The following is a 22,565-nucleotide window of genomic DNA, read 5'->3' as shown; positions in this document are numbered from 1 at the left end:
CGATGCACACTGAATCCAGCAAACTGCCATTTTCAATACTGCTCCCTGCGGCGCTCATCCTGCTGGCTGCTGCGTTCACGCTGGCCCTTTCGGCAGGAGCGGCGCAGATCCCGTTCCTGGATGTGATGCGCGCCATGTTTACAAATGAAACCGGAGAATCCCTTTCGATTATCCGGGAAATCCGGCTGCCCCGTGAAATCGGGGCAGCCGTTGTCGGAGCGGCGCTGGCAACCGCCGGGGCCCTCATGCAGGGGATGACGAGGAACCCGCTGGCAGACCCTGGGCTTCTCGGTCTGACTGCCGGTGCCAACGCGGCGCTTGCCGTTACCATAGCGCTCATTCCGGGGACAAATTACTTTGCCATCATGATTGCCTGTTTTATTGGAGCGGCCATCGGAGGCGCGGTCGTGTTCGGTATCAGCAGAGTCCGGCGAGGGCCCATGTCTCCGTTTCGTATTGTCCTGGCTGGCGCGGCGGTTTCTGCGTTTTTACAGGCAATAGCAGAAGGGATTGGGCTCACGTTCCGTATTTCCCAGGAAGTGGCCCTCTGGACGGCAGGCGGACTTCTCGGAACGAACATGAGCCAGCTTCAGCTCGTCGTACCCGTGATCGGCATCGGTCTTTTGACTGCCCTCCTCCTTTCCAGACAGGTCACCATCCTGAGTCTGAACGAGGAAGTGGCTGCCGGTCTCGGTCAGCGGACGGAACTGGTTAAAGGCATCTTGTTTGTAACCGTGATCCTCCTCACAGGGGCGTCGGTCGCCCTAGCCGGAAACCTGGCGTTTATCGGCCTGATGGTGCCGCACATCGTCCGGGCTGTGGCAGGAACCGATTACCGCTTCGTGATCCCGCTGTCCGCCATCACCGGAGCCGTGTTCATGCTTCTCGCCGATACGCTTGGGCGGACAATTCACGCCCCTTATGAAACACCGGTGGCGGCCATCATCGCGATTCTCGGCCTGCCGTTCTTTCTCTGGGTCGTCCGGAAAGGAGGCCGGGGCTATTGATGACACACCCCAGTCTGGCAAGAAAACATCGTATCATCCTTCTGATCCTGATCGCCCTTACCATCCTGACGATGATGATCAGCCTGAGCGCCGGCCACTCGGCACTGTCCTTTTCCCGGCTTTTACCGGTCCTTTTCGGCCAGGGAACGTTTCAGGAATCGCTCGTGCTGTTCAGCATCCGCCTTCCCAGAACGATTGTCGTCATGCTGGCGGGGATGGCGCTCGCGTTATCCGGTGCCATCCTGCAGGGTATTACGAGGAACGACCTGGCTGACCCCGGCATCATCGGCATCAACTCCGGCGCCGGGGCCGCGGTAGCTGTGTTCTTTCTGTTTTTCCCGCTCCAGACCGGCATGTTCGTGTACGTCCTGCCCGCTGCCGCGTTTGCCGGAGCTCTTCTAACTGCAGCAGCCATCTGGTTTTTTGCGCGGGAAAATCATACAGGCATCCTGAATCCAAACCGATTTATCCTGACCGGTGTGGGATTCTCCCTTGCGCTCTCGGGCCTTATGATCGTGCTCATTGCATCCGCCGACCGTCAGAAGGTGGACTTTATCGCTTCCTGGCTCGCAGGCAGCATCTGGGGCACCGACTGGCCGTTCGTCTGGGCGCTGCTTCCGTGGCTCCTCGTGCTCGTTCCGTTCGTCCTGGCGAAGGCGTCCCGACTGAACCTCCTTGCACTCGGTGAATCGGTGTCCACCTGCGTCGGAGTTGCTGTGCGAAAAGAGCAGATTCAGCTGATCCTTGCGGCGGTGGCGCTGGCTGCATCGGCCGTTTCTGTAACGGGTGGTATCGCCTTTGTGGGACTGATGGCGCCGCATATCGCCCGGGCGCTTACAGGGGCTGCCCACCAGCGGATGATTCCCGTGGCTGTTCTGATCGGTGGTCTGCTTCTGCTTTCAGCGGATACCCTTGGCCGCAATCTCACAGAGCCGGACGGGATTCCGGCAGGGATCGTCGTGGCCCTGATCGGCGCGCCTTACTTCGTTTATCTGCTCGTGAAAAAATAAACAGCCAGGTTTTTTATTAATAATCTGATTACAAAAGAAAAAACACATGCGGGGTGTTTACATGAACAGCCGCATGTGTTTTTTATGTTTTCGTTTTTAAAAATCTGAAGTAATCCCTTCACTTATCTGTTGGAAGGAAAAAGTCAGGAGATCTTATTACCGGTGCGGGTAAGGTAGTTCCGGTAAGCTTTCTGAGCATCTTCAGCCAGACTGATGCTGGCCCCTACTCGTATTGCTTCTTCAATAAAGGCGTCATCTGTGTCACGGAAGGGAAGCCCGAGACTTTGAAGTCGCCAGTGGACAAGCTCGTGGAGGAGTGATTGGATTACGCCTTCCAGTGAACGTTCTGCGTTTCTGGGCCGGCTCATCTGAATACATCGCTGATCGTTATCGTGATCAACGATAAAAAGGGCGTTACGTTCCTCCCAGCGCTCCTGAACGAGTTCAATCCCACCTGTGTAATCCACTCCCCAGTGAATACGGCAAAGTTTGCTGGCTTCTTTTCTGAGTTCCTGTTCTGTAAATGTTCTCCTATTCATCTTTTTCCCTTTCTCATTTCTCTCTTTTCCTCACCCCGAATGGTTTATCATGTAAGCGGCTCCGCTATCATCTTTTCCATATCCCTCTGTCTCTACTCGAGCAGATTTCTGTTTCATGTATATCATATTCATATGCAATACCTTCAGACTTTTGCATGATTGTGCTGATACGGAGATGATTTTACCTCTAAAATAAGGTGTCTCATGATCTTCGAATAAATAATCCAAATTCATCCATAATAATGACGATAAAATAACATGAAGGAGCAGTTTGGATGAAAAAATCTTTAATAATTGGATTAAGTCTGATGTTTATGCTGTTAAGCATACAAGCTGTATCAGTCAGTGCCGCACCTCTACAGGAGGACCAGTGTATCAGCCAATCAGAAGTTCAGTTTGAGAATGAATTCAGGAGGCTTTGGATTGATCATGTTCTGTGGACCAGTAATTATATTACAAGTGCCACAACTGCAGGAGCAGAGGATCAACAGGACGTGCTGTCCAGACTTTTAAAAAACCAGGAAGATATTGGTGATGCTATAAAGCCTATATACGGTGAGGATGCAGGGAACAGACTTACGGAGCTGTTGAAGGAACATATTGTTATTGCCGGTGAGATTGTAGAGGCAGCAAAAGAGGGAAATGAAGAGGATGTGAATCAGAAAAACAAGGAATGGCTCAGAAATGCTGATGATATAGCGGTCTTCCTCAGTGATGCCAATCCCTTCTTGAAACTTGAAGACCTGAAAAAACTGCTTTATATGCATCTGGACATGGTGACAGATGACTTAACAGCAAGCCTGGAAAAGGGCTGGGAACCAAGAATCCATTCGATTGATGAAGGAGTCACCCATATCATCTTAATGTCAGATGCAATCGCTGATGGTGTGGTGAAGCAGTTTCCGGAGAAATTTAATAAGTAAATAATCAATCTAAGAACATGCCGGAACATAAACAGTCTCTAAATCATAAAAACGGTACAAATGATTGTGTAACGATCGTTTGTACCGTTTTGTTTTTTTAAAGTATTGATAAGGCTATCGAGTATTTCCTCTCTCAGGTATACCTCCCTCAGTACAAAACTTATTCGGTGGAAGACTGCACAAGGTACATAAATACTTTTGACACTAAAACAGAGCAGCGCAGTTTAAACATGGCCGGCAAAATTGTTTTCCAATTTACACCTTGGTCACTTTGTAATGTTTAACAAACTGAATAAACCAGTACAGCGCGATCCACGGCAGGACATACAGTGTCATCCACTTGATAAGGTCAAACAGCATAAACGGATGAAAATAAAAGTGGAACATACTGAAAACATAATAATTCATCAGTTCCAAAGATACATATCCCATAACAAAAATCAGTACTCCTGCGATCCCGGCAATCAGATATTTCATCATTTCTCCCCCTCTATGTTAGGAGCAGCATGCAGCTGCTTTGTTCAGATCCTTTTTCTGAATCAGGATGTTCGAATCAGAATCGATCATGTATGTGATACCGGCTTTTTCCAGTAGGTCTGCCCCCGATTCAAGAAGCTCATCTCCCATGTTCCCCTCTCCCCAGATCACGTAGTCCTCTGCACCTGCATCAAGCCCGCATGCCGAAAGACCGATCAGGAACCAGGCGCATACAAAATACCTGGCACATTTCACCATCGGTTCACCCCGCTTCAATTTTACTTACCCACTTAATTTTACCTGACCTTGCGAATTTCGTCTGTAAAATTTCACCAGACTTATTGACTACATTAGACAAAAAAAGAGCGGACCTGTGCAGGAACAAGCCGCTCCTCTTTGTTATGTACCCCGTGTCAGCAGCCCGGCTGCCTAGGAATAAACCCTTTCCTTCCTGAACACCTTCCGGGCACGGTACAAGCCGTACAAGGCGGCAAGCCCGACGAGCAGACTCCATTCCAGACGTCCTTCTGCGACGAAAAAAACGAGCAGCACGGCACAAAGACCAAGCCAGACCATCACCTGTGCGCGCTCCTCACTGATTTGAAACACTCTAGCCGCCAGCCGTCCGAAAGCTCTCCTTAAGACGATCATCAGGATGATGAACACGGCTGCAAGGAGGAGCGACGAAAACAAATCCATACAAATGCCCCCTTTTCTGAAAGTTTAACATATTTTTCTTGCTTTTTTCCCCGTCTCTCTTCTACTCTATAGATAATGGAATATTCAGACAAAGGGAGGATGACGATGCACACACAGGCACTCACCGAACAGATTATCCGCCTCGAGCGTGAAATCCAGCAGAAGAAAAACGAACTGGCAAAGCTTCGCCGTACCCAGCCGCAGAAAGAGGTGGAAAACGCCGCCTTTCTTACCCCACAGAAAGATCGGGTCACTCTTGCCGAGCTGTTTGAGGACAAAAACGAACTGATCCTGATCCATCACATGGGCAGGCGGTGCAGCTACTGCAGCCTCTGGTCGGACGGCTTTAACGGAATTTATCCGCACCTGAAGCAGAAAGCCGCCTTCGCAGTTGCCACACCGGATTCACCTGACACCCTCGACAGCCTGCGGGCCGAGCGCGGCTGGACGTTCCCCCTTGTGTCGGACGGCGACACACCGCTCAGGAGCGACCTGGGTTTTCAGGTGGACGACCTGTTTTATCCCGGCGTGTCCGTGTTTCAAAAAACCAGTGACGGACGCATCGTTCATACGAACCAGGCGATGTTCGGGCCCGGCGATGATTTCTGCTCGGTGTGGCACCTGCTGGACCTCCTTCCGGGAGGCAGGGGCGATTTCGATCCAGCCAGAACAAAAGAGGAGTTTCGTATGACCGGAAACGTCGCCGTCCAGATTCGGGAGCCGGAGAATGCCGCCCGCTTTTACGAGCACGTTCTCGGCATGACCCCCGTACAGGATAAACCGGACGAGCTCGTGTTTCAGAGCGGCTCCACCACCTTTTACATGGAGAAAACAGAAGGAGACGCCGTCTACTTTGAGTTTGCCGCAGCCGATGCGGGAAAAATGAAGCAGCGTCTCGTGGAGAACGGCTGTGAAATTGAAAAGACATACAGCGATACGAGCATGCTGGTAAAGGATCCGTACGGTCTCAGATTTCATTTGTTCGAAAAGTAAGCCATGGACTCAATAAATAAGGAGCTGACCACTAATGACTGCCCTGTTCAAACGTATTGATACGGTTTTTCTTCAGGTAAAAAACATCGACCAGTCGCTTGCCTGGTACACGGAAACAATCGGACTCTCCGTCCGCTGGCATGAAAAAGAGGGTGGATATGCCGCCCTCGACACAGATGGGGAAACCCCACTCACCCTCGTCCAGTCGGATCACGTATATCCGTCCCCCCACCCGGTGTTTAATTTTTACGCCGAAAACATAGAGGAGGCTCGCACGCGGCTGAACAAAAACGCCGTCAGGACAAGCCCGGTTATGAATTACGGCACCGTTCGCTCATTTGAATTTAAAGACCCTGACGGCAACGTGCTCGGCGTATGCCATTTTGAGGAATAATACCCACCTGAAAGTTGACGGCTTTCAGATATCACTTTCCAGCTGGAGGGATCCTGGTGAAACTTCGCATTGAACTTTTTGTATCCGAATCTGAATGAATCCGTAAAGTTTTACTGTGATATTCTGCGTTTTCAGCGTCCGGACACACTGAATCCCCACTATGTTTCTCTTCAAAGCGGCAGTGTTGTGCTGGGGCTCGGTCTGATGGATGGACTGGATAATCGCCACCCGCTGAAGGCCGAAGGTACCGGGGAACGACGCGGACTCGGGGTTGAACTTGTTCTCGAGTCGGACGACATCGAGGAATCGTACAACCATGTACTCTCACAAGGAGTCACCCCATCCTCCCCTCTTGCCAAAAGACCGTGGGGCAGCACCGATTTCAGAATTACAGATCCTGACGGCTACTACTGGCGGGTCACATCCACCTAGCTGCGGCATTTTGGGAAATGGCTCATTTAAAACATTAATATGGCAACTTATCCTCCACCTTTGTCACCGTCCCGTTTTCCCAGTCGGCACGGATCACAGCATACCCGACTGCATCATAGAGCTTTCCACCCTGTGGCCACGACTGGCGTGTGTACATCTCTTTTACGTATCCGCCTGCAGCAAATGTTCGGCGCATCGCAATATTGTCCGATCGTGTGTGACCCTCTATCCGTATCAGCTCCGGAAAGTCGCGAAACAGCCGGCCGGTGAGCCACTCCACTCCCTCACGGCCGGCGCCGCGTCCCCGCCAGCTCTCCTTGATCCGGATATCAAACAGACAGATCGGATCATCCAGATCAAATACACGGATGAGTCCGATCTTTTCATCACCCGCCGTAATCCAGTACGTCCTATTGCCGTTCCCCTGATAGACCCCTTCTTTTACCCGATCCCGGATATCTTCCTCCTCGGGCTCTTCCTCGCCGTGAAACGGCCAGCGGTTTCCTGTCATAAATGCGACCAGTTCTGCTTCCATGTCCGGTTCGAATGCTATGTAATTGTACATCCCGATTCTCTCCTAATCTACGACTGTAATTGTCTCTCTATTTCCTTCGCAATGGACGACCGTCTGAACCGGCCTCCCCGGTAGTTGGTGAGCTGTACGTGAAAATAGTTAATGTATTCGATAACCGCAAAGCCGTACACGAACATAATCGCCAATATCACCGGTAAAACTGGAGCCGCCAGAATTATTTCCAGCAGAAGGACGACGCCCCCGATCAAAAGAAGCGCCTGATTTACCCGTTTCCAGTATGGCAGCTGCCGGTATACCTGTGTACCCGGCTTTCCGGTTCGAACCGTCCGCCACCGTACAAACCAATACAGTCCCCCCTGTAGAAGAATCAGACAGAGCAGCGCCACGGAAAACATCAGCCCTATACTGCCGGACAGAGCAAATTCACTTGAAAAATAAAAATAGAGCACTGCGAATACACCCGCAGACATCCACTCGCCGGTAAACAGGTAGACGAGACGTTTTTCAAGTCTTCCCATCATCGGTGCCCTCCTTCCACCAGTCATGCTTCTTCCATTATATAGCATTCAGTCATTTTAAATCATATTTTTTCAGTTTTTAGCTTAGACCCAGAAAAGCTTTAACATCTGTTACCAGACGTCATATGGTAAAATAAAGAAATAACAGCCTATACCAGACAAGGAGGATTTATGAAGGCATTTATAACCTACGCTGGATTGACACTTTTCTTCGGCATCATCCTTTACGCAGGGCTGCATCAGCTTCAGCAGCTCCGGATCGAATCGCAGCAGACCTTCAACATTGCCCCTCTGGTTATTTACACAACACTGTTTCCGGTGCTGCTCGGTGCCCTGCTTCGCATTCCCCGCTTCATTAAAGACGTTCAGGCCGGTTTTTTTGGGTTTAACTGGGCAAAATTCGCAGCAATCGCAGTGCCTGCCCTCTATGTAACCTTCGCACCTCTGCTGGCTTTAACGGAGTGGGCACATCAGATTCCTTTTTTCACCCAGATCACTCCCTTTAACGGCAGTGCGATTACAATTGCCGGGATGATCGCCGGGTATGTGCTCCTGGACAGCTTCATACTGAGAAAAGCCCCTGAGCACCCTGATTCCATGTCAAAACGCACAGCCTGAGCTGTGCGTTTTGACAAAAGATCTGATTTCTCCAATAAGGATGTTTTTGTTTAGCTGCGATGGTATCCGGGGATAACGATTACCTCTTCCCCTCAATTGCCAGCGCCATCGCGCCTTTAATCCCCTGTTCATCATTCAGAGCAGGAGAAACAATCCATTCCTTGAAATCTCCCGGATTCACGTACCCATTTATTCGTTCTGCTGCTTTTTTTCTCACCAGAGGCAGCAGCGTTTTCTGCTTTGGCACCCCGCCTCCGATAATCACAATGTCAGGGCAAAGCACGTACAGATAGCTTGCAACCGCCTGAGCCAGGTAGAACGCTTCCATCTCCCAGACTTCATTACTGTCACTTAGATGTTTTCCTTCTCTGCCGTACCTTTCCCGGATTGCCGTGCCGGACGCCAGCCCTTCCAGACAGTTCCCGTGATAAGGGCAGCAGCCCTCAAACGAATCTTCCTCGTGTCGCTCCACAGGAATATGACCCATTTCCGGGTGGAGGCGGCCATTTAGACTTAAGCCGTCTTTAACAAACCCCGCCCCTATACCGGTTCCGACGGTAATATAAAGACAGCTGTCCTTACCTTTCCCGGCTCCCCAGACGTATTCACCAAGCGCGGATGCGTTAACATCCGTATCAAGATGGACGGGAACGTCCTGCGAATTTGTGAAGTGACGAACCATGTTCACCCCTCTCCAGGACTGTTTTGGTGTTTCAAGAATTTCCCCGTAACGGGTGCTCTTCCGGTCCACGTGAACAGGACCAAAACTGCCGATCCCCATTTTACTGATTTTAAATGATGAGAAGAAACGATCCGCTTCCGGCAGCGTAACATTCGGCTCCCTCGTTGGAATCGTGATCTTCTCCACTATATCTCCGTTTTGATACCCCACTGCACAGACGAATTTTGTCCCGCCTGCTTCAATTGCGCCAATAAGCATAAGCATCCTCCCATCATGAAGATGCCTGAAGGGACCCCCTCAGACATCATTTCTTTAAAAAGTATCTATTTCTTTAAACCTGACTCTGAAGCTCTTTATCTCATACGGCGAAACTCCGGTCGTAATCCGTTCACTATTTACCGGTTCGCCTTCGGGATTTTCCATAAGATCGCACGGCTGCCACTGGGCGATGGCAAAATCACTGGTGAGCTCAACTGTGTTCTGCTGACCGGAATAATCGTGAAACCGGACAATCACTTCTTTCCCGTCTTCCGAACGTTTCACAGCATCAAACTTTATGTGATCCACATCGGCTTTAAACAGGGATTTTTCCGCTTCTGCAGTCCTGTTGCTGCTGCAGGTGAGCGGGTGATTCAGATCCCAGGCTTCCTTTACTGTTTCTCCCTCGTACCAGTCACCACTGTGAGGATAAAGTGAATACGTAAACGTATGGCGGCCCTTGTCCTGACGGGCATCCGGCTGGGTGGCAGATTTGATTAACGACAGTCTCATGAGGTTATTCTTGATATCATACCCGTATTTCGAATCGTTCAGTAGACTCACACCGTAATCACGCTGTGATAAATCGGCCCACTGGTGGCCAACAGTTTCAAAACGGGCCATATCCCAGCTCGTGTTCCAGTGTGTCGGCCGCTTTACATTACCGAACTGAATATCATACGTTGCTTCTGTGGAACGGACGTTGACCGGAAAGGCTGCTTTAAGCAGCTGGTTACTCTCCTGCCAGTCCACAGTCGTTTCAAAATCAATTCTTCTGCTGTGCTGATGCAGCACCATCGCCTGCTCAATCACCGAATCGCCGTACTGCCATTTGAAGGTAACCGCCTGACGCAGCGGACCTGATTCCGTCACTTCAACCGACACGAGATCCGTCACGGTCCGCGGCTTATCCTGGTAAAAAATATCAATGTCCCACGCATCAAAATTGAGCGGTTTGTCTTCAAATACCTGAAAGACATTTCCTTTCCCGTCGGCAAGGACGTCCCTGTCATGCTCCAGGTCCCGAATCGCCGTCAGATGTCCGTTCTCATCCCATTCCACTTTGTAGAACGGGGAAACGGCATAGCCAGCTCCGGCATTTAAACCATCAGTGGAACCGGTCACCTCCACCCCGTTTCCTTCCTGGAAACGGATCGTTTTAAAGGCAAAAGGAGGAATGTCCTTTACGTACACACGCCAGCCGTCTTCTCCTTTTTGAGAGGAGAGTCTGTTTCCCTGTTCATCAGTCCAGTAACCTTCCGCATTTTCTCTGTCCTCCACCTTTACCGTACTGGACTGTGTCCATGATGAAGCGTTAAAAACAGCATAGGTGCCTTGTTGTGCCGGGAACTTTTCCAGGCTGCCCTCCCGCACCGAATGACCGAGGGTTTCTGCTTCCGCGTATTCCCTTTTACTATCTTCGTATACTTCCCGGATCGACGACCCGGGGATAATATCGTGGAACTGATTGCGCAGAATGATTTTCCACCCTTCGTGCAGCTGTTTTGCCGAATCAGGCGACCAGCTTTTCGAGTGAAGCGCCGACAGGACATCCAGTGATTCCGCCTCCCGGAACATAAGCTCCAGTTTCCGGTTCATTTTCTTATTGTACGCCTGACTGGTATACGTGCCTCTATGATACTCGAGGTACAGCTCCCCATCCCAGGTATGAACATATTCCTCTGATGACTCGACTGTATCTTTCAGTCTTGCAAAATAGTCATCCGCCCTTCCTGTTTTCACATTCGGAACGCCGGAAACTTTATCAAAACGCCTCCGCATTTCAAGCATCTCCCGGTTGACTCCGCCGCCACCGTCACCGTAGCCGTAGGCCATCAGGAGTTCCTGATTGACCCCTTTGTCCCTGTATTCATCCCAGATTCCCTTCAAAGATCCGGCATCCACGACCCCATTGTACGTATAATGATTACTCGGATCCGGGGTTGTGATGAAGTGAGTCAGAATTTCGGAACCGTCAATTCCCCTCCACGTAAAGGTATCATGCGGCATCCGGTTATACTGGTTCCAGCTGATTTTTGTTGTCATAAACACTTCAATGCCGGACTTTTTCAGAATTTGCGGCAATGCCCAGGAATAGCCGAACACGTCCGGAAGCCACAGGTACTTTAATCCTGAGTTTCCGAATTCCTTTTCAAAGAATGCCTGACCCTTCAGCAGCTGCCTGACAAGGGATTCCCCGGAAGGCAGGTTCGCATCGGACTCAAGCCACATGCCTCCGCCGGCTTCCCATCTGCCTTCGTCAGCTCTTTTTTTGATTTCCTGATAGATTTCAGGATAATCTTCTTTCACATAATCATAGAGCTGCGGCTGGGTCTGCAGAAAGATATACTCCGGGAACATTTCCATGAGCCGCAATACGGTTGAAAAAGACCGTCCGCACTTTTCCCGTGTGTGCTTCAGACGCCACAGCCAGGCAACGTCAATATGGGTATGACCGATGCCGGTAATCGTGACTGGATGTTCGGCATAAGCCTCTTCAAGCTGGTTGAGAAGATATCCGTTTGCTTCCGTGACAGACTGGTAAAAGGCTTCCGAGCCGGGCCGGGACCAGTCGAGCAGATTCATACTTTTATCAAGAATCGCGAGAAGCTTCGTTTTTACAGGCTCATTCTCCCCCATCAGGGTAAGGGACTCCAGAACAGCACGGGCGTTAAAATATAAATCATCCGTTTCCTCGTGGAGATAAACAATCCAGGCAGGTTCGATTTTATGCTCCTGCTCCTCGTATTTCCCGAGCATCCCGTCCAGACCTGACCAGAGACGGAACTTGAGATTCACCTTTCCTCCGAGCACATCCTCTTTAAAAAACACTTCTTTATGGTTGGAATCGACACCCTGATACGGATAATCATCCACATACAGAAGGGATTCGAACGCCGAGTTGTTTCCTGCGCCTGTAGTGCCAAAATCAAATAGTCCGGCTACCTTACATCCCTCTGCTGCTGGAGGCAGGTCAACATCAGCCGCCAGCCAGATGTACTTGTCCCATCCTTTCCAGTGCGTGCCTGTTCTCAAAGTTTCCCACTGAGTATAATTTCCGGTATCCGGTTTTTCCTCTTTTTCTTCATGATAGAAGAACTTCTCGATTTCTGTCTTTCTTATATAGCGGTATCCACTCAGTTCCGCAATTCTCTGTTCAAGTTTCTGTTCTTTTAAAAACAAACCGTTCCCCTCCTTGTTAGCCTTTCACTGCCCCGCTCGTGAGTGCGCCTACGATAAAGCGCTGCAGCAGAATAAATAGAATGATCACTGGCAGTACGGAGATCACACTCCCTGCAGCAAGCAGGTGCGTACTGACACTTTCCTGGGTGGACTGGAGATTCATCACCCCGACTGAAACCGGATACAGCCTGTCATCATCAAGCAGAATGTATGGGATCACAAACTGGGACCAGCTCTGTACGGCGACAAGTATCGTAACAGATACAATCCCTGGCACACTAGTCGGGATCAGTATTTTCGTCAGAATCTGAAACTTACTGCATCCGTCCACAATCGCCGCTTCATCCATGGCATAGGGAATCGTATCGAAATACCCTTTCAGAAACCAGGTGGAAAACGGCAGGACGACAGCTACATACACAATGATCAGAACCACATAGTTGTTGATCAGATCAAGCTGGGCAAACAGCCGGTACAGCGGAATCGAAATGACCACTGCAGAAATCATCTGGGTCATCAAAATGATTACCAGCAGCGGGCTTTTTCCCTTGAATTTAAAGCGGGAAATCGCATAAGCAGCCGGAATTGCCGTCAGCAGCGTGACAATGACCGTTGCTGTTACGATCACAAACGAATTCTGAATATAATTTAATACCCCGGACTGCTCAATCACTCTGGCGTAATTTTCAAAAGCAAACGTCTCAGGTATAATCGTCGGCGGTGTGGCAAACAGTTCCTCCCTCGTTTTCAGAGAGAGGGAAATGACCCAGAGCAGCGGAAAAAGGAAAAAGGCAAGAATTACAAAGTAGCAGAAATATAAACCTGTCTTTGTCAGGAATCTCTGTTTTCGGCTTAACATATTACCGTTCCTCCCTTTTCCCGAGGATTTTAAGATAGACGAGGGTCATCCCCACATTTATGATCAGCAGTACGACCGCTGTGGCTGCTCCGTGCCCGAGGTTGAATTCCCGGAAGATGGAGGTGTAAATACTCAGGGCGATGACTTCGGTACTCTGCCCCGGTCCGCCTCCTGTGAGCGCCATCACCATATCAAACGTGTTAAAGGTATCGATGGAAATAATGATCAGGTTAATCAGAATAATCGGCGCGAGCATCGGCAGCATCACTTTCGTCAGACGCTGAAATGCGGACGCTCCATCAATTTTCGCTGCTTCCATGACATCTTTCGGCAGCGTCTGAATGCCTGCATACAGCAGGATCATACTGAACGCCGTTCCCCGCCAGATGTTGGCGAGCGTGACAGCAAACAGAGCCATCTGGGGATCAGATAGAAACGGCATCGTATCCATTCCAAAAAGGCTGACAAAGTGATTAAAGATACCGGACTCGGTTTCATTGTACATAATCCGCCAGATAATCCCGATAATCACCCCGGGAATCGCCCACGCGGTCAGCACCGCTGTGCGGACGGCTACCGTTCCTCTCATTTTCAGCTGCTGGCCCCGGTCGATAATAAGAGCAATGAGAAAGCCAAAGAACAACTGGAAGAATACACTGGCAAAAACAAAGATTCCAGTCACGGTAAGCATCTGATAGAATCCGGGCAATTGCACAAGTCGTAAAAAAGAACCAATTGTATACTCATAGTCGGTGTCCATCAGCGAAGCATTTGTAAAACTGAATCGCACAATTTCAAAAACAGGATATAAAAATACGAACGTCAGAATAATCCCTAATGGGAGGAGCCAGGGGAGGGGTGAATCCCTCCATCTCCCGGCTTTCTTTTTTTGTCCGGCTTGCGTTGTTTTCATTCCAGACGCCTTAGGATCAGTCTTCATTTACGACAGACCAGGCGTCATCCAAAGCTTCTTCAGGGGTTTTTGAACCGCTGATCACTTCGGAAACCGCAATTTGCATCTGATTTGAAATTTCGTTGTATCGTGGTGAAGCCGGTCTGACGTTCGCGTCTTCAAGGTACTCTCTGAACACATCGCTGAACTCATCACCTTCAAAGTACTCGGACTCGTAAACAGATTCCCTTGAAGGCAAGCCGCCGTGGACATTAATCCATTCACTCATGCCCTGCTCGCTGATAAACAGGCGGGTGATCAGGTCAAAGGCAGCTTCCTGTTTGTCTTCTTCTTCAGCAAAAATACCCCAGGCCCAGCCGCCTGCACTGGTAGCAAACTGATTTTCCTCAATCTGTGGGAGTGGCGCTACATCCCAGTTTTCAAAATCTTCCCCGAGTGTTTCTCTCATAAAGGAAAGCTGCCAGTTACCACCGAGAAACATAGCGGCACTTCCTCCGGCTATTTCCTCGTTCAGGTCATTTTCTCCACCGTAGCTGCTCACCCGCTGCGGTGTCGCACCTGACTGAACAGCCGTATCAATCTGGCTGAGAACATTCAGCATTTTTTCCCTATTCTCCCCTTCACCAAAGGAAGGGTTTCCGTCCTCATCAACCAGTTCCCCGCCCTGGGCCCAGAATAACGGCCAGAGGGTTGTCACTGCGGTTCCTTCCCCGCGTCCGCCAGGGAAAAGAAGACCGCTGTAGCCATCTTCCTGAATGTCGAGGGAAAGCTCAATCGCTTCATCCCATGTGGCTGGAGGCTCCTCAACCACTTCGGTGTTATAGAAAAGCACCCTGGTATCTGTATTCATGTACAGACCATAAATCTGACCATCTTCGCCCTTAATCACATCCTGTGCGAATGGCAGAAAATCGTCGATATCCATATCGTATTCTTCGAACAACTCGTCCAGCGGCTGGAGGTAATCGATGAAACGCTGAAAGTAAAATCCATCGATGGCCGCCACATCCGGCGCCCGTCCCGTGTTGGCCTGTTCAAGCAGTCGGGACATCGCTTCATCAATATCGGTTGACTGAAGGTCCATGTTAATGTTTACATCCGGAAACTCCTCTTCAAATTCAGCAATCTTTCCGGAAATATAGTCAGCTTCCTCTTCATTAGTTGCCTGAGGCGAATAGGAAGGGGTGGTCAGCCAATCGAGATCCACATCCCCTTCTCCGGAAGTACCATTACCCCCACAGGCAGCCAGAAACAGCAGGGCGCCCCCACCAATCGTCCCAATTACGGTTTTCTTCATCACGATCTCTCCTTTTTGGATTTTTCTGATAATTCATTCGCAACTTCTCAACCTGATAAAGAATGTACTCCCCTTCAAATCCTGAAAATAATAGCGCTTTCATTTATTATGTTATATCCGATAATATTACATGTCAATATTAAAATTACATATAATTTATATGTTATTTATTGAGCATTTCCAATTAAACAAATAAAAAAGTACCTCCGGCCCAGGCGAAAGTACTGATAGGAACGCTTTATTAAACTTTTTTTGCGACAGTGGAAGCGTCTTTTATTAATTCTGCATCAAGGGTTGTCTTAACCGGAAACTCCCTGCCTTCAATCAATGCGGTAACTCCTTCAAGCGCTTTCCCGGTCATTTTTTCCACGTCCTGCTTTATGTGGGTGAATCTATGTCTGCCAATCGTATTCAGGGGGTGATCGTAACAGATAATAGATAAGTCATCCGGCACGGTCATGTTAAGTTCCGCAGCTGCTTCTTTGACGAGAACCGCCACATTGTATTCCATGGCAAAAACAGCCGAAATTTCCGGGAACTTTTTCAAATGTTCTTTAATCATTTCGATGTCCTGACGGATCTCCTCCTCCGTGTTTTTCGGGAAAGGGAGCGTGGATGTAAGGCTTGTGAGCCAAAGATCCTTATCCACCGAAACACCTCTCTCCGCGTACGCCTGGATAAATCCGTCAATACGGTCTTCAATGGCCGATGTGTCCTTAAATGGCGGAGCTATGAGAGCAATCTTATCATGATTCATATCAAACAGATAATGAACACACTGCTTTGACGATCCTCTGTTATCGGTGCATACCGAGGTTGTCGAGAACCCTTTCAGATATCTGTCAATAAGGACGTGGGGGAACTTCTGAATATTTAACTTTACGATTTCCTCATTGTAATACTCTCCTGAAACCGGCAGGATCACCATGCCGTCCACTTCAAGTTCCAAAAGAGCATTGATCGCTTCCTTTTCCCTGTTAACGTCTCCGTAAGTTCTTTTTACCACGATATTCATATTCGTTTGTGCAGCCATTTTCTCTGCGCCCAGGAATAATTCAAGACCGTGGCTGTCATCAAAATCAGGAACAATGTAGCCTATGAGCAGTGGCCGGTTTTTTGTTTTTATCTCTGTTCCGATATTTTCATCTCCGCTGATGACAAACGATCCTTTGCCGGGAATTCGCTTGATCAGATTATCGCTTACCAGCATATCAAGCGCCTTTTTCGTCGTAATTCGGCTCACCTGATAATAATCGATTAGTTCTTTCTCTGTCGGCAGCTTTTCTCCCGGTCTGATTTGCTTGTCTATTATTTTTGTTTTCAATTCCGAGTAAATTCTTTCGTAACGAGGCTTCTGCTTGACACTTTCAAAAGGATTAGCCATAAAAAACTCCTTAACAATATAATATCATATAATATTATATCATTTATTAACCGTAACTTCACATCTTATTCTTCTTCAAATGTTATATTCTACCTGCATCATGAGTCTATAACATGTATGGAGGGAATATATTCCAATATAAATGGAATTTTAACCAAAAAAGCAAAGAGTTTTATGTTCCTTACTCTATGCTTTTTTGTGAGTTTTATAGGTTTCATTTAAAATCTATCCGCATCACAACTCTGCGTTTAGTAGGTGCAGACACTTCACGAAAGCCAGCTGCTATAAAGGCATTGCGGCTTCCCACATGAAGTTCGCCCCACGGGATGTCTTTTCCAGGCACCGTCCTCATGGGATATCCTTCAATGGCGTGTGCTCGCCTTTTCCGGGCGAACGATATGGATGCTTTTGCTAAAGCGTAGGTAATCTTACGCCTCCGGTAACCCTTTCGCACAATGAAGCAGGAAATGGCCATGACGCTGTTATCGTTTTTGTCCTCATCCCGTCCCGACCACGGAACCGGACTGGACCTGAGTTTTTTGTAGGCTGTTCTCGGTTCCACCGCGCACCAGCCGACAGGTTCCTGGTCTAAATATGCGACAAGCCCGCTGGTTGTGTTAGACTCGGGGTTTCCGCAGTCTGTCTGTGCCCGAAGCATAAAGGCCCGTTCTTGATCATCAGTCAGGCTCCAGTCATTATAAGAGATTTTAAATCGTTGACAGTAGCATGGGGCACCGTGGCAGCGCGCCGACCCGAGTACAGCTTCCAGATCCTCCCACGATGCTTTGTTAGCCGGCACGACTATGATTCGCTCTTCCACTGCTCTTGCCTCCTCTCTCACACCTATTGACTCATCTGCCTCCCGCTCCATTCCTTTTTTCTTCATCGAACATCGCCCCTTTTCGCGTTCCTCATCATACTTGTCTTTTTCGCGATTAAAAGCAGCAATTCCTTTTAGGACAAACGTGAAAAATAAAGCCATTCGTAGTGTCAGTTTGCGTTTCCCAATATATGGGTAGAGCACATACATACACAAATGAAGGGGTCGATTGGATGAGAAAAATAGCAGTTTTGTCTATCATCCTATCAGCAGGGCTTCTTTCAGCCTGCGGAACCGAAGAAAGCGGTGCGCAGCTCGGCAGTTCTCTCGCTGAATTTGAAGAAGAATACGGTGAAAATGCTATAGAGGACCCTTCTGATTCTTTGTTCGATTACCAGTCTGAAGATGGTTATGTTTCAAGCATTCTGATAGATGATCATGCTGCCGGAATAACTCTGAGTTTTGAAAGTAAAGAAGATACGGAATGGAGCGAAGAAGATGCCCTGGAAGCTTCAGAAGAGTTTCTGCCATCGGACGCAGAAATGGCAGGTTCGGAAGAAGTAGCGTTAGGGGATCAGGAAGCTTCACTTTATGTTTATGAAAGTGAGTATTTGCACGAACTGCAGGATAAAGAAGGGGAAGGACCCCAGACGATTGCTGTACGGCTGTATGCCGAGGAAGAAGGTTACAGGCAAGGTGAAATCAGCATCGAAGACGGAGACGAAGAAGAACAATAGGGGAGAGTGGTCATACAAAAAGGAAGAGAAGCAGACATCCTGTGCTTCTCTTCCTATCGTAAATCCTGCATAGTGTGTGCTTTACCCTATTCCTCCTCCAACTCCTCCGCATACGTCTCCACCCGCCAGTTACCTGCCTCCGAGAAGTAAACATCCTGATCGCCATAGCTGAACAGAACTTCCAGTATCCTGACCGCAGACAAGGTGATCTGACCAGTTTCTTCATTATAATCTGCGCCTGTACTCATTTCCTCCCAGCTCATGGCGGGCGTGCCGGTAATAGAGGTCCTGAGGTCACCGAGCAGGACGTGTTCCGATTCGTCATCGTCTTCATACACAAAGCTGAAGTGGCGCTCCGCCACGATCTGGCCGCTTGGCTCCGTATCCGAGGCGAGCGTGATCGTATAGATGCCGCTTTCAGCGGGAACGTCATCATCGTTCGTCTCCATAAGCGCAGGCTGATCCGGCATATCCGTTTCCTGATCTTCCATAAATTCAGCGGCAAAGGCAAACACCCGGTCCGCCTCCTCGAAATCGAGTTCCGGCGGAGTCTCATCACGCTCTGGTGGCTCGTCAATTACCTGAAAGTGCAAATCGTACTTCTTCTCCAGTTCAGCCATATCCTCCTCCGCCGACTGCTCGCTGCACCCGGCAACAAGGAGGGTCGGAGCCGAAACCATCGCTACGATAAAAAAAGAACGGGTCACAGTATCTCATCCAAGTTGAGTGTCTGTGATTCCCATTCCCTATTTTTTTACAAAATTAACCACTACTCTTTCTCAAGATGGCGCTCAAACCAGTCAAGCACCTCTTCCCGGTACTCGTCCCGGTAGCCACTCAGACCGTGATCCGCCTCCGGGTAGATAATCATCTCGTGCATACTGTCTAGCATGGCATAAAGACGTTCGGACTGAAGTACATTCACTTCCTGATCTTCCTCCCCGTGAAGGATCAGCGTCGGTACCCCGATTTCTTCCGGCCAGTGGACGGCCGACCGGGCTTCATACGCCTCTGCATCCTCTTCCGGATCGCCGACGAGTTCCTCCAGAATGCCTTTCATCCGCGGACCGCTTTCCTCATGACCTTGGAAAAGATCAGCCGGTGCGCCGATCACTGCCGCTGCCTTAAGATCCATTCCTTCTTTTGCTGCCAGGTAGGTCATCATCCCGCCGCGGGAATAGCCGATCATCACCATGCGGGAGGTGTCGGCATACGAAAGCTCCTCCGCCACATCCTGCAACCAAAGCACATCACTTAAATCGTCCCCGCCAAATTGGTCACTGCCTTCACTTCCACCGGCCCCCCGGTACTGCGAAGCCAGCACCACATAGCCCTGTACCGCCCAAAAGCGCAGATCATTGATCGTCTGGTGATTGATCGCACCGAAATTCCGGTTGCCGCCCCGATTGTATATGAGCACGGGAAGCTCTTCTGCTTCATCTACTTCCGGCCTTACAAGATAACCCTCAATCTCCAGACCTTCACTATCATATGTAAACCGTTTCACCGTCGTATCATTGGAGGTGGTAACCTCCTCTAATTCCTGTAAAACCTCTGCCTCACCACATGCAGAAAGCGCACACAGCAGCACGATAAAAGTTGTATATTTCATCAACTGGTTCATTCTGTCCCCACCTTACTGATTCCCGCCATTTGACAGGCAAACCATTCCTTTTCCAGATATGTACCCGTGGAGCCTGCTTTATAATCCTTTAATCCCAATTCTTTACTAACTGTATTTTGCACTGCTCCATCTTTTTACCCACCGGCTCAGGGAACCGGTCAGATGAATCCCGATCAGCGCGTAAACAGCGCAGGCAAAGTACCATAAACTTCCCTGTGCTTCCGTTATGATCAAGACAAACGTATAGATAGCTGCAAGGATTATCGCCACGACAAGCCAGGCCGTATCCGGTGAAAAAGCGTATCGTTTCTGCAGCACGGGCCAGATTGCACCAAGGAGCAGACACAACACACCTGCCGGAACCAGAAATTCCATCAGATTCATTCCCAGTAAAACCCCCGTCCCTTTAAAATATACCAATTCCTTCCTACAGTATACTACTTGAGGACAAAAATGGAAATGCAATCCCAAAAGTAAAGTGGGGACGGTTTCAGGTCTTTCCATCGATGGCGATGCCAGTGCAGGGGTTTGAAGCTGCAGGGCCTCCTTAACTGTCGATGCAGATAGTACCTGCTGCAGGAAAAAATATCGCTCATGTAAATATAAGATAAAGAAATGACCCTCACTAATTGAGAGCCATTTCCATGTAGCCGGGTTCTGTTATTCAATTGAAATCGTTACTTGCAGGTCATCAAGAAACTGAACGGCCTCCTGTTCGACTGTGACGATTATGACGCCTTCAAGATCCGGGGCCCTCTCCAGTTCAAGTCTGTATTCTCCTGTATCTTCGATGTATTCCGGTGCGCTGTGTGAACGGTATTCATTCCCTTCCTGATCTTCCATCCAGAGCGACTGGCTCTGATAGGAAACGTGTTCCCCCTTCAGCGTATAGGTAACATACGTTGCATCGTCATCTGACGCAATACTATGAACGGTAACGCTGCCTACTTCTCCCTGGGAAAGGGTGACCGGTTCCTCTTTCCACGGCATCCGGACAAAGGCAATCTCTCTTTCCGCCTGATCAAGAAAAGGTGTAATCGTCAGTTGTTCCGGCTTTTCATTTAAAGGCTCATAGAACAGGGAATATTCATTCAAGTATAAACCATCTTTCGCCTGACCACTGCCACCTGCACTCGAAGATTGAATAATTCGGTCATTTTCATCGACGATGTGATAGTCGAGCATGTTAAACTCGTCACCATACGCTTCCGGATAGGAGCTGGTCAGGGAAATCGCGGTGGACGTAGGGTGGAAGGTAACGGTGTGATAGGAAAGAGAGATATTACCCGATTCTTTCCTTTCGTTTACTATAAACGTCTCGGATTTCCCTTTTTTTTCAACAGGAAGTTCAACCGACCAGGCATTTCCTTTAAACGGTTTGATGCCCAGTTCAAACGAGTCGGGAAGGTCCGGTATGCGGACACTGACTGTTCCTGCGTACCAGCCGTTATCAAGATAGGTTCCCGTCCCGCCCCAGCCGTAGCTTCCGATCTCTTTTCCATTAATTGTAAAACGGCAGAGACCGGGAAAATCGCCATGCCCCAATTCTTCATCAAATTCTTCCATATATCCGATATGAATCTGGGAACCATCATAAAGGGTGTCTGTAAAGATGACCGTTTTTCCGTCAATGATGACTTCCTCTCCAACGGCAGTCACCAGATTTTCCTGCGCGCCTTTCAATATACCCGCACTACTAGCATATTCAAAAGCGGAACCCACAATCGGCAGGTTTTTCATGGAGGAAGCAAAGGAAGGGGAGAGCAAGGACATGCTGACCATTAGGAGAAAAACAACTGCTGCACTGATGAAGGCATAAGTTACCCCTTTTCGGTTTTTCTTTTTCGAAGGAAGGGTGGAGAGTGTATTGCTTACGGCAATATCGATCCGTTCCGGCAGAGGCTGGTTCATCTGTTCGTTTAATTGTTTTTCCCATTTATCCATAACTCTTCCTCCTTGTTTTGCGTGATCATGCTGCGAAGTTTTTCCCGGCTTCGTCTCAAGCGTGTTTTTATCGTGTTTTCTGATGTTTCATAGAGTAAAGCCAGATCAGCCATGGACAAGTCATCGATATAAAACAGTTTCAGAAGCTGGCTGTCCCGGTCAGGGAGGGTATGGATGAGTTCCAGCACTTCCAGTTCCCTGTATCCCCTGTCTTCTCCTGCACACTCCCACAAGTGGTCAATAGGGATAATGTTTTTTCTTTTTCTGTGAATCTGGTTGCATTCGTTCATCAGAATCCGAATAAGCCATGTTTTAAAGAAACGGGGCTCCCGTAGCTTACTAATTCCCTCGTACGCTTTCAGAATGGTTTCCTGGATGGCATCGGCTGAATCCTGGTCGTCGGAGAGTATGGTTCTGCTCACCCTGTACATCGTCAGTTTGTGCTCTTCTATGAGAATCTCAAATGATTTTCTGCACCCCTTTGCGGCTTTTTTTACTGTTTTTAGACTGTTCAATCCTATCCCCCCTCTGCATTCACACCTATTAGATATTGAGATCCTGGTTCAGGTTTCATCTTTTTGGAAAAAAAGTCATCGTATGTATCATTTTAATTGTTTTCTGTTGAATTTTACATTTAAGTTACAGCAGCAATCTGTAGGAATACAGCCATTAGAAAAGAGCAGCAGCACAGACCGCGGCCTGTGCTGGTGATGTTAATA

The 22,565-nt window shown here is 48.9% G+C and carries 26 protein-coding genes; 8 read left to right on the top strand and 18 right to left on the bottom strand.

Annotated features, from left to right (window positions below):
* The first annotated feature begins 2 nt into the window (after positions 1-2).
* Both CR205_RS03210 and CR205_RS03205 read left to right on the top strand, forming a co-directional pair.
* Entirely contained in the window at positions 3-1,007 is a 1,005-nt protein-coding gene (locus tag CR205_RS03210) for a FecCD family ABC transporter permease (RefSeq protein WP_110516871.1), read from the top strand.
* Positions 1,007-2,017 (top strand): FecCD family ABC transporter permease, encoded by a 1,011-nt coding sequence (locus tag CR205_RS03205; RefSeq protein ID WP_110516869.1) that lies wholly within the window; start codon positions 1,007-1,009, stop codon positions 2,015-2,017. The genes CR205_RS03210 and CR205_RS03205 overlap by 1 nt, the downstream gene beginning before the upstream one ends.
* 143 nt (positions 2,018-2,160) lie before the next feature.
* Here CR205_RS03205 and CR205_RS03200 read toward each other — a convergent pair whose 3' ends face one another.
* On the bottom strand, positions 2,161-2,556 hold the full coding sequence (locus CR205_RS03200) for a hypothetical protein (RefSeq protein WP_110516867.1): 396 nt from the start codon (positions 2,554-2,556) through the stop codon (positions 2,161-2,163).
* A 275-nt stretch (positions 2,557-2,831) separates the two neighbouring features.
* Between CR205_RS03200 and CR205_RS03195 the strand changes: the two genes are divergently transcribed.
* Positions 2,832-3,479 (top strand): glycosyltransferase, encoded by a 648-nt coding sequence (locus CR205_RS03195; protein ID WP_110516865.1) that lies wholly within the window; start codon positions 2,832-2,834, stop codon positions 3,477-3,479.
* 255 nt (positions 3,480-3,734) lie between these two features.
* Here CR205_RS03195 and CR205_RS03190 read toward each other — a convergent pair whose 3' ends face one another.
* From CR205_RS03190 to CR205_RS03180, 3 genes are all read right to left on the bottom strand, one after another.
* Entirely contained in the window at positions 3,735-3,956 is a 222-nt protein-coding gene (locus CR205_RS03190) for a hypothetical protein (protein WP_110516863.1), read from the bottom strand.
* 18 nt (positions 3,957-3,974) lie between these two features.
* On the bottom strand, positions 3,975-4,214 hold the full coding sequence (locus CR205_RS03185; RefSeq protein WP_110516860.1) for a hypothetical protein: 240 nt from the start codon (positions 4,212-4,214) through the stop codon (positions 3,975-3,977).
* A gap of 171 nt (positions 4,215-4,385) precedes the next feature.
* Positions 4,386-4,655, bottom strand: a complete 270-nt coding sequence (locus CR205_RS03180) for a hypothetical protein (protein WP_110516858.1) — start codon at positions 4,653-4,655, stop codon at positions 4,386-4,388.
* A 105-nt stretch (positions 4,656-4,760) separates the two neighbouring features.
* Here CR205_RS03180 and CR205_RS03175 point away from each other — a divergent pair, with 105 nt between their 5' ends.
* The 3 genes from CR205_RS03175 to CR205_RS03165 all read left to right on the top strand — a co-directional run bounded on the left by CR205_RS03175 (position 4,761) and on the right by CR205_RS03165 (position 6,474).
* On the top strand, positions 4,761-5,648 hold the full coding sequence (locus tag CR205_RS03175; RefSeq protein ID WP_161524651.1) for a DUF899 family protein: 888 nt from the start codon (positions 4,761-4,763) through the stop codon (positions 5,646-5,648).
* A gap of 34 nt (positions 5,649-5,682) precedes the next feature.
* Positions 5,683-6,042, top strand: coding sequence for a VOC family protein (locus tag CR205_RS03170; RefSeq protein ID WP_110516855.1), 360 nt, complete (start codon positions 5,683-5,685; stop codon positions 6,040-6,042).
* A gap of 69 nt (positions 6,043-6,111) precedes the next feature.
* Positions 6,112-6,474: a VOC family protein gene (locus CR205_RS03165; protein ID WP_110516853.1), complete on the top strand. Its 363-nt coding sequence runs from the start codon at positions 6,112-6,114 to the stop codon at positions 6,472-6,474.
* A 34-nt stretch (positions 6,475-6,508) separates the two neighbouring features.
* Here the strand turns inward: CR205_RS03165 and CR205_RS03160 are convergent, their stop codons facing one another.
* Together CR205_RS03160 and CR205_RS03155 are read right to left on the bottom strand one after the other, a co-directional pair.
* Positions 6,509-7,039, bottom strand: coding sequence for a GNAT family N-acetyltransferase (locus tag CR205_RS03160; RefSeq protein WP_110516851.1), 531 nt, complete (start codon positions 7,037-7,039; stop codon positions 6,509-6,511).
* A gap of 17 nt (positions 7,040-7,056) precedes the next feature.
* Positions 7,057-7,530 carry a hypothetical protein gene (locus CR205_RS03155; protein WP_142669851.1) on the bottom strand — a complete coding sequence of 158 codons (474 nt, stop codon included), beginning with the start codon at positions 7,528-7,530 and terminating at the stop codon, positions 7,057-7,059.
* Between the two features lie 168 nt (positions 7,531-7,698).
* Between CR205_RS03155 and CR205_RS03150 the strand changes: the two genes are divergently transcribed.
* The gene (locus CR205_RS03150; protein ID WP_110516847.1) at positions 7,699-8,145 is read left to right on the top strand and encodes a hypothetical protein; all 447 of its coding nucleotides are present in this window, start codon (positions 7,699-7,701) and stop codon (positions 8,143-8,145) included.
* Positions 8,146-8,224: 79 nt separating this feature from the next.
* Here the strand turns inward: CR205_RS03150 and CR205_RS03145 are convergent, their stop codons facing one another.
* From CR205_RS03145 to CR205_RS03115, 7 genes are all read right to left on the bottom strand, one after another.
* Entirely contained in the window at positions 8,225-9,085 is an 861-nt protein-coding gene (locus CR205_RS03145; protein ID WP_110516845.1) for an ROK family protein, read from the bottom strand.
* Between the two features lie 54 nt (positions 9,086-9,139).
* Positions 9,140-12,268, bottom strand: a complete 3,129-nt coding sequence (locus CR205_RS03140; RefSeq protein ID WP_110516843.1) for an alpha-mannosidase — start codon at positions 12,266-12,268, stop codon at positions 9,140-9,142.
* A gap of 16 nt (positions 12,269-12,284) precedes the next feature.
* Positions 12,285-13,127, bottom strand: a complete 843-nt coding sequence (locus tag CR205_RS03135; protein WP_110516842.1) for a carbohydrate ABC transporter permease — start codon at positions 13,125-13,127, stop codon at positions 12,285-12,287.
* 1 nt (position 13,128) lies between these two features.
* Complete coding sequence (locus tag CR205_RS03130) at positions 13,129-14,040, bottom strand: carbohydrate ABC transporter permease (protein ID WP_110516840.1); 912 nt, start codon at positions 14,038-14,040, stop codon at positions 13,129-13,131.
* Between the two features lie 16 nt (positions 14,041-14,056).
* Complete coding sequence (locus CR205_RS03125) at positions 14,057-15,337, bottom strand: extracellular solute-binding protein (protein WP_110516838.1); 1,281 nt, start codon at positions 15,335-15,337, stop codon at positions 14,057-14,059.
* A 241-nt stretch (positions 15,338-15,578) separates the two neighbouring features.
* Positions 15,579-16,721 (bottom strand): GntR family transcriptional regulator, encoded by a 1,143-nt coding sequence (locus CR205_RS03120; protein WP_110516836.1) that lies wholly within the window; start codon positions 16,719-16,721, stop codon positions 15,579-15,581.
* A 214-nt stretch (positions 16,722-16,935) separates the two neighbouring features.
* Positions 16,936-17,607: a GNAT family N-acetyltransferase gene (locus tag CR205_RS03115; RefSeq protein ID WP_201745343.1), complete on the bottom strand. Its 672-nt coding sequence runs from the start codon at positions 17,605-17,607 to the stop codon at positions 16,936-16,938.
* A gap of 167 nt (positions 17,608-17,774) precedes the next feature.
* Here CR205_RS03115 and CR205_RS03110 point away from each other — a divergent pair, with 167 nt between their 5' ends.
* Complete coding sequence (locus CR205_RS03110; RefSeq protein WP_110516834.1) at positions 17,775-18,278, top strand: hypothetical protein; 504 nt, start codon at positions 17,775-17,777, stop codon at positions 18,276-18,278.
* A gap of 86 nt (positions 18,279-18,364) precedes the next feature.
* Here the strand turns inward: CR205_RS03110 and CR205_RS03105 are convergent, their stop codons facing one another.
* From CR205_RS03105 to CR205_RS03085, 5 genes are all read right to left on the bottom strand, one after another.
* Positions 18,365-18,985, bottom strand: a complete 621-nt coding sequence (locus CR205_RS03105) for a hypothetical protein (RefSeq protein ID WP_110516832.1) — start codon at positions 18,983-18,985, stop codon at positions 18,365-18,367.
* A gap of 62 nt (positions 18,986-19,047) precedes the next feature.
* On the bottom strand, positions 19,048-19,902 hold the full coding sequence (locus CR205_RS03100) for an alpha/beta hydrolase family protein (RefSeq protein WP_110516830.1): 855 nt from the start codon (positions 19,900-19,902) through the stop codon (positions 19,048-19,050).
* A 105-nt stretch (positions 19,903-20,007) separates the two neighbouring features.
* Positions 20,008-20,286, bottom strand: coding sequence for a hypothetical protein (locus CR205_RS03095; RefSeq protein ID WP_110516829.1), 279 nt, complete (start codon positions 20,284-20,286; stop codon positions 20,008-20,010).
* Positions 20,287-20,562: 276 nt separating this feature from the next.
* Positions 20,563-21,846, bottom strand: coding sequence for a DUF4179 domain-containing protein (locus tag CR205_RS03090; RefSeq protein WP_110516827.1), 1,284 nt, complete (start codon positions 21,844-21,846; stop codon positions 20,563-20,565).
* Positions 21,822-22,361, bottom strand: coding sequence for a sigma-70 family RNA polymerase sigma factor (locus CR205_RS03085; protein ID WP_110516825.1), 540 nt, complete (start codon positions 22,359-22,361; stop codon positions 21,822-21,824). The genes CR205_RS03090 and CR205_RS03085 overlap by 25 nt, the downstream gene beginning before the upstream one ends.
* Between the last annotated feature and the right edge of the window lie 204 nt (positions 22,362-22,565).

This window comes from Alteribacter lacisalsi, from assembly GCF_003226345.1.
In the GTDB taxonomy this organism is placed as follows: Bacteria; Bacillota; Bacilli; order Bacillales; family Salisediminibacteriaceae; genus Alteribacter; species Alteribacter lacisalsi.
The sequence above is the reverse complement of the archived record's forward strand: the minus strand, read 5'-3'. Positions and strand labels throughout refer to the sequence as shown.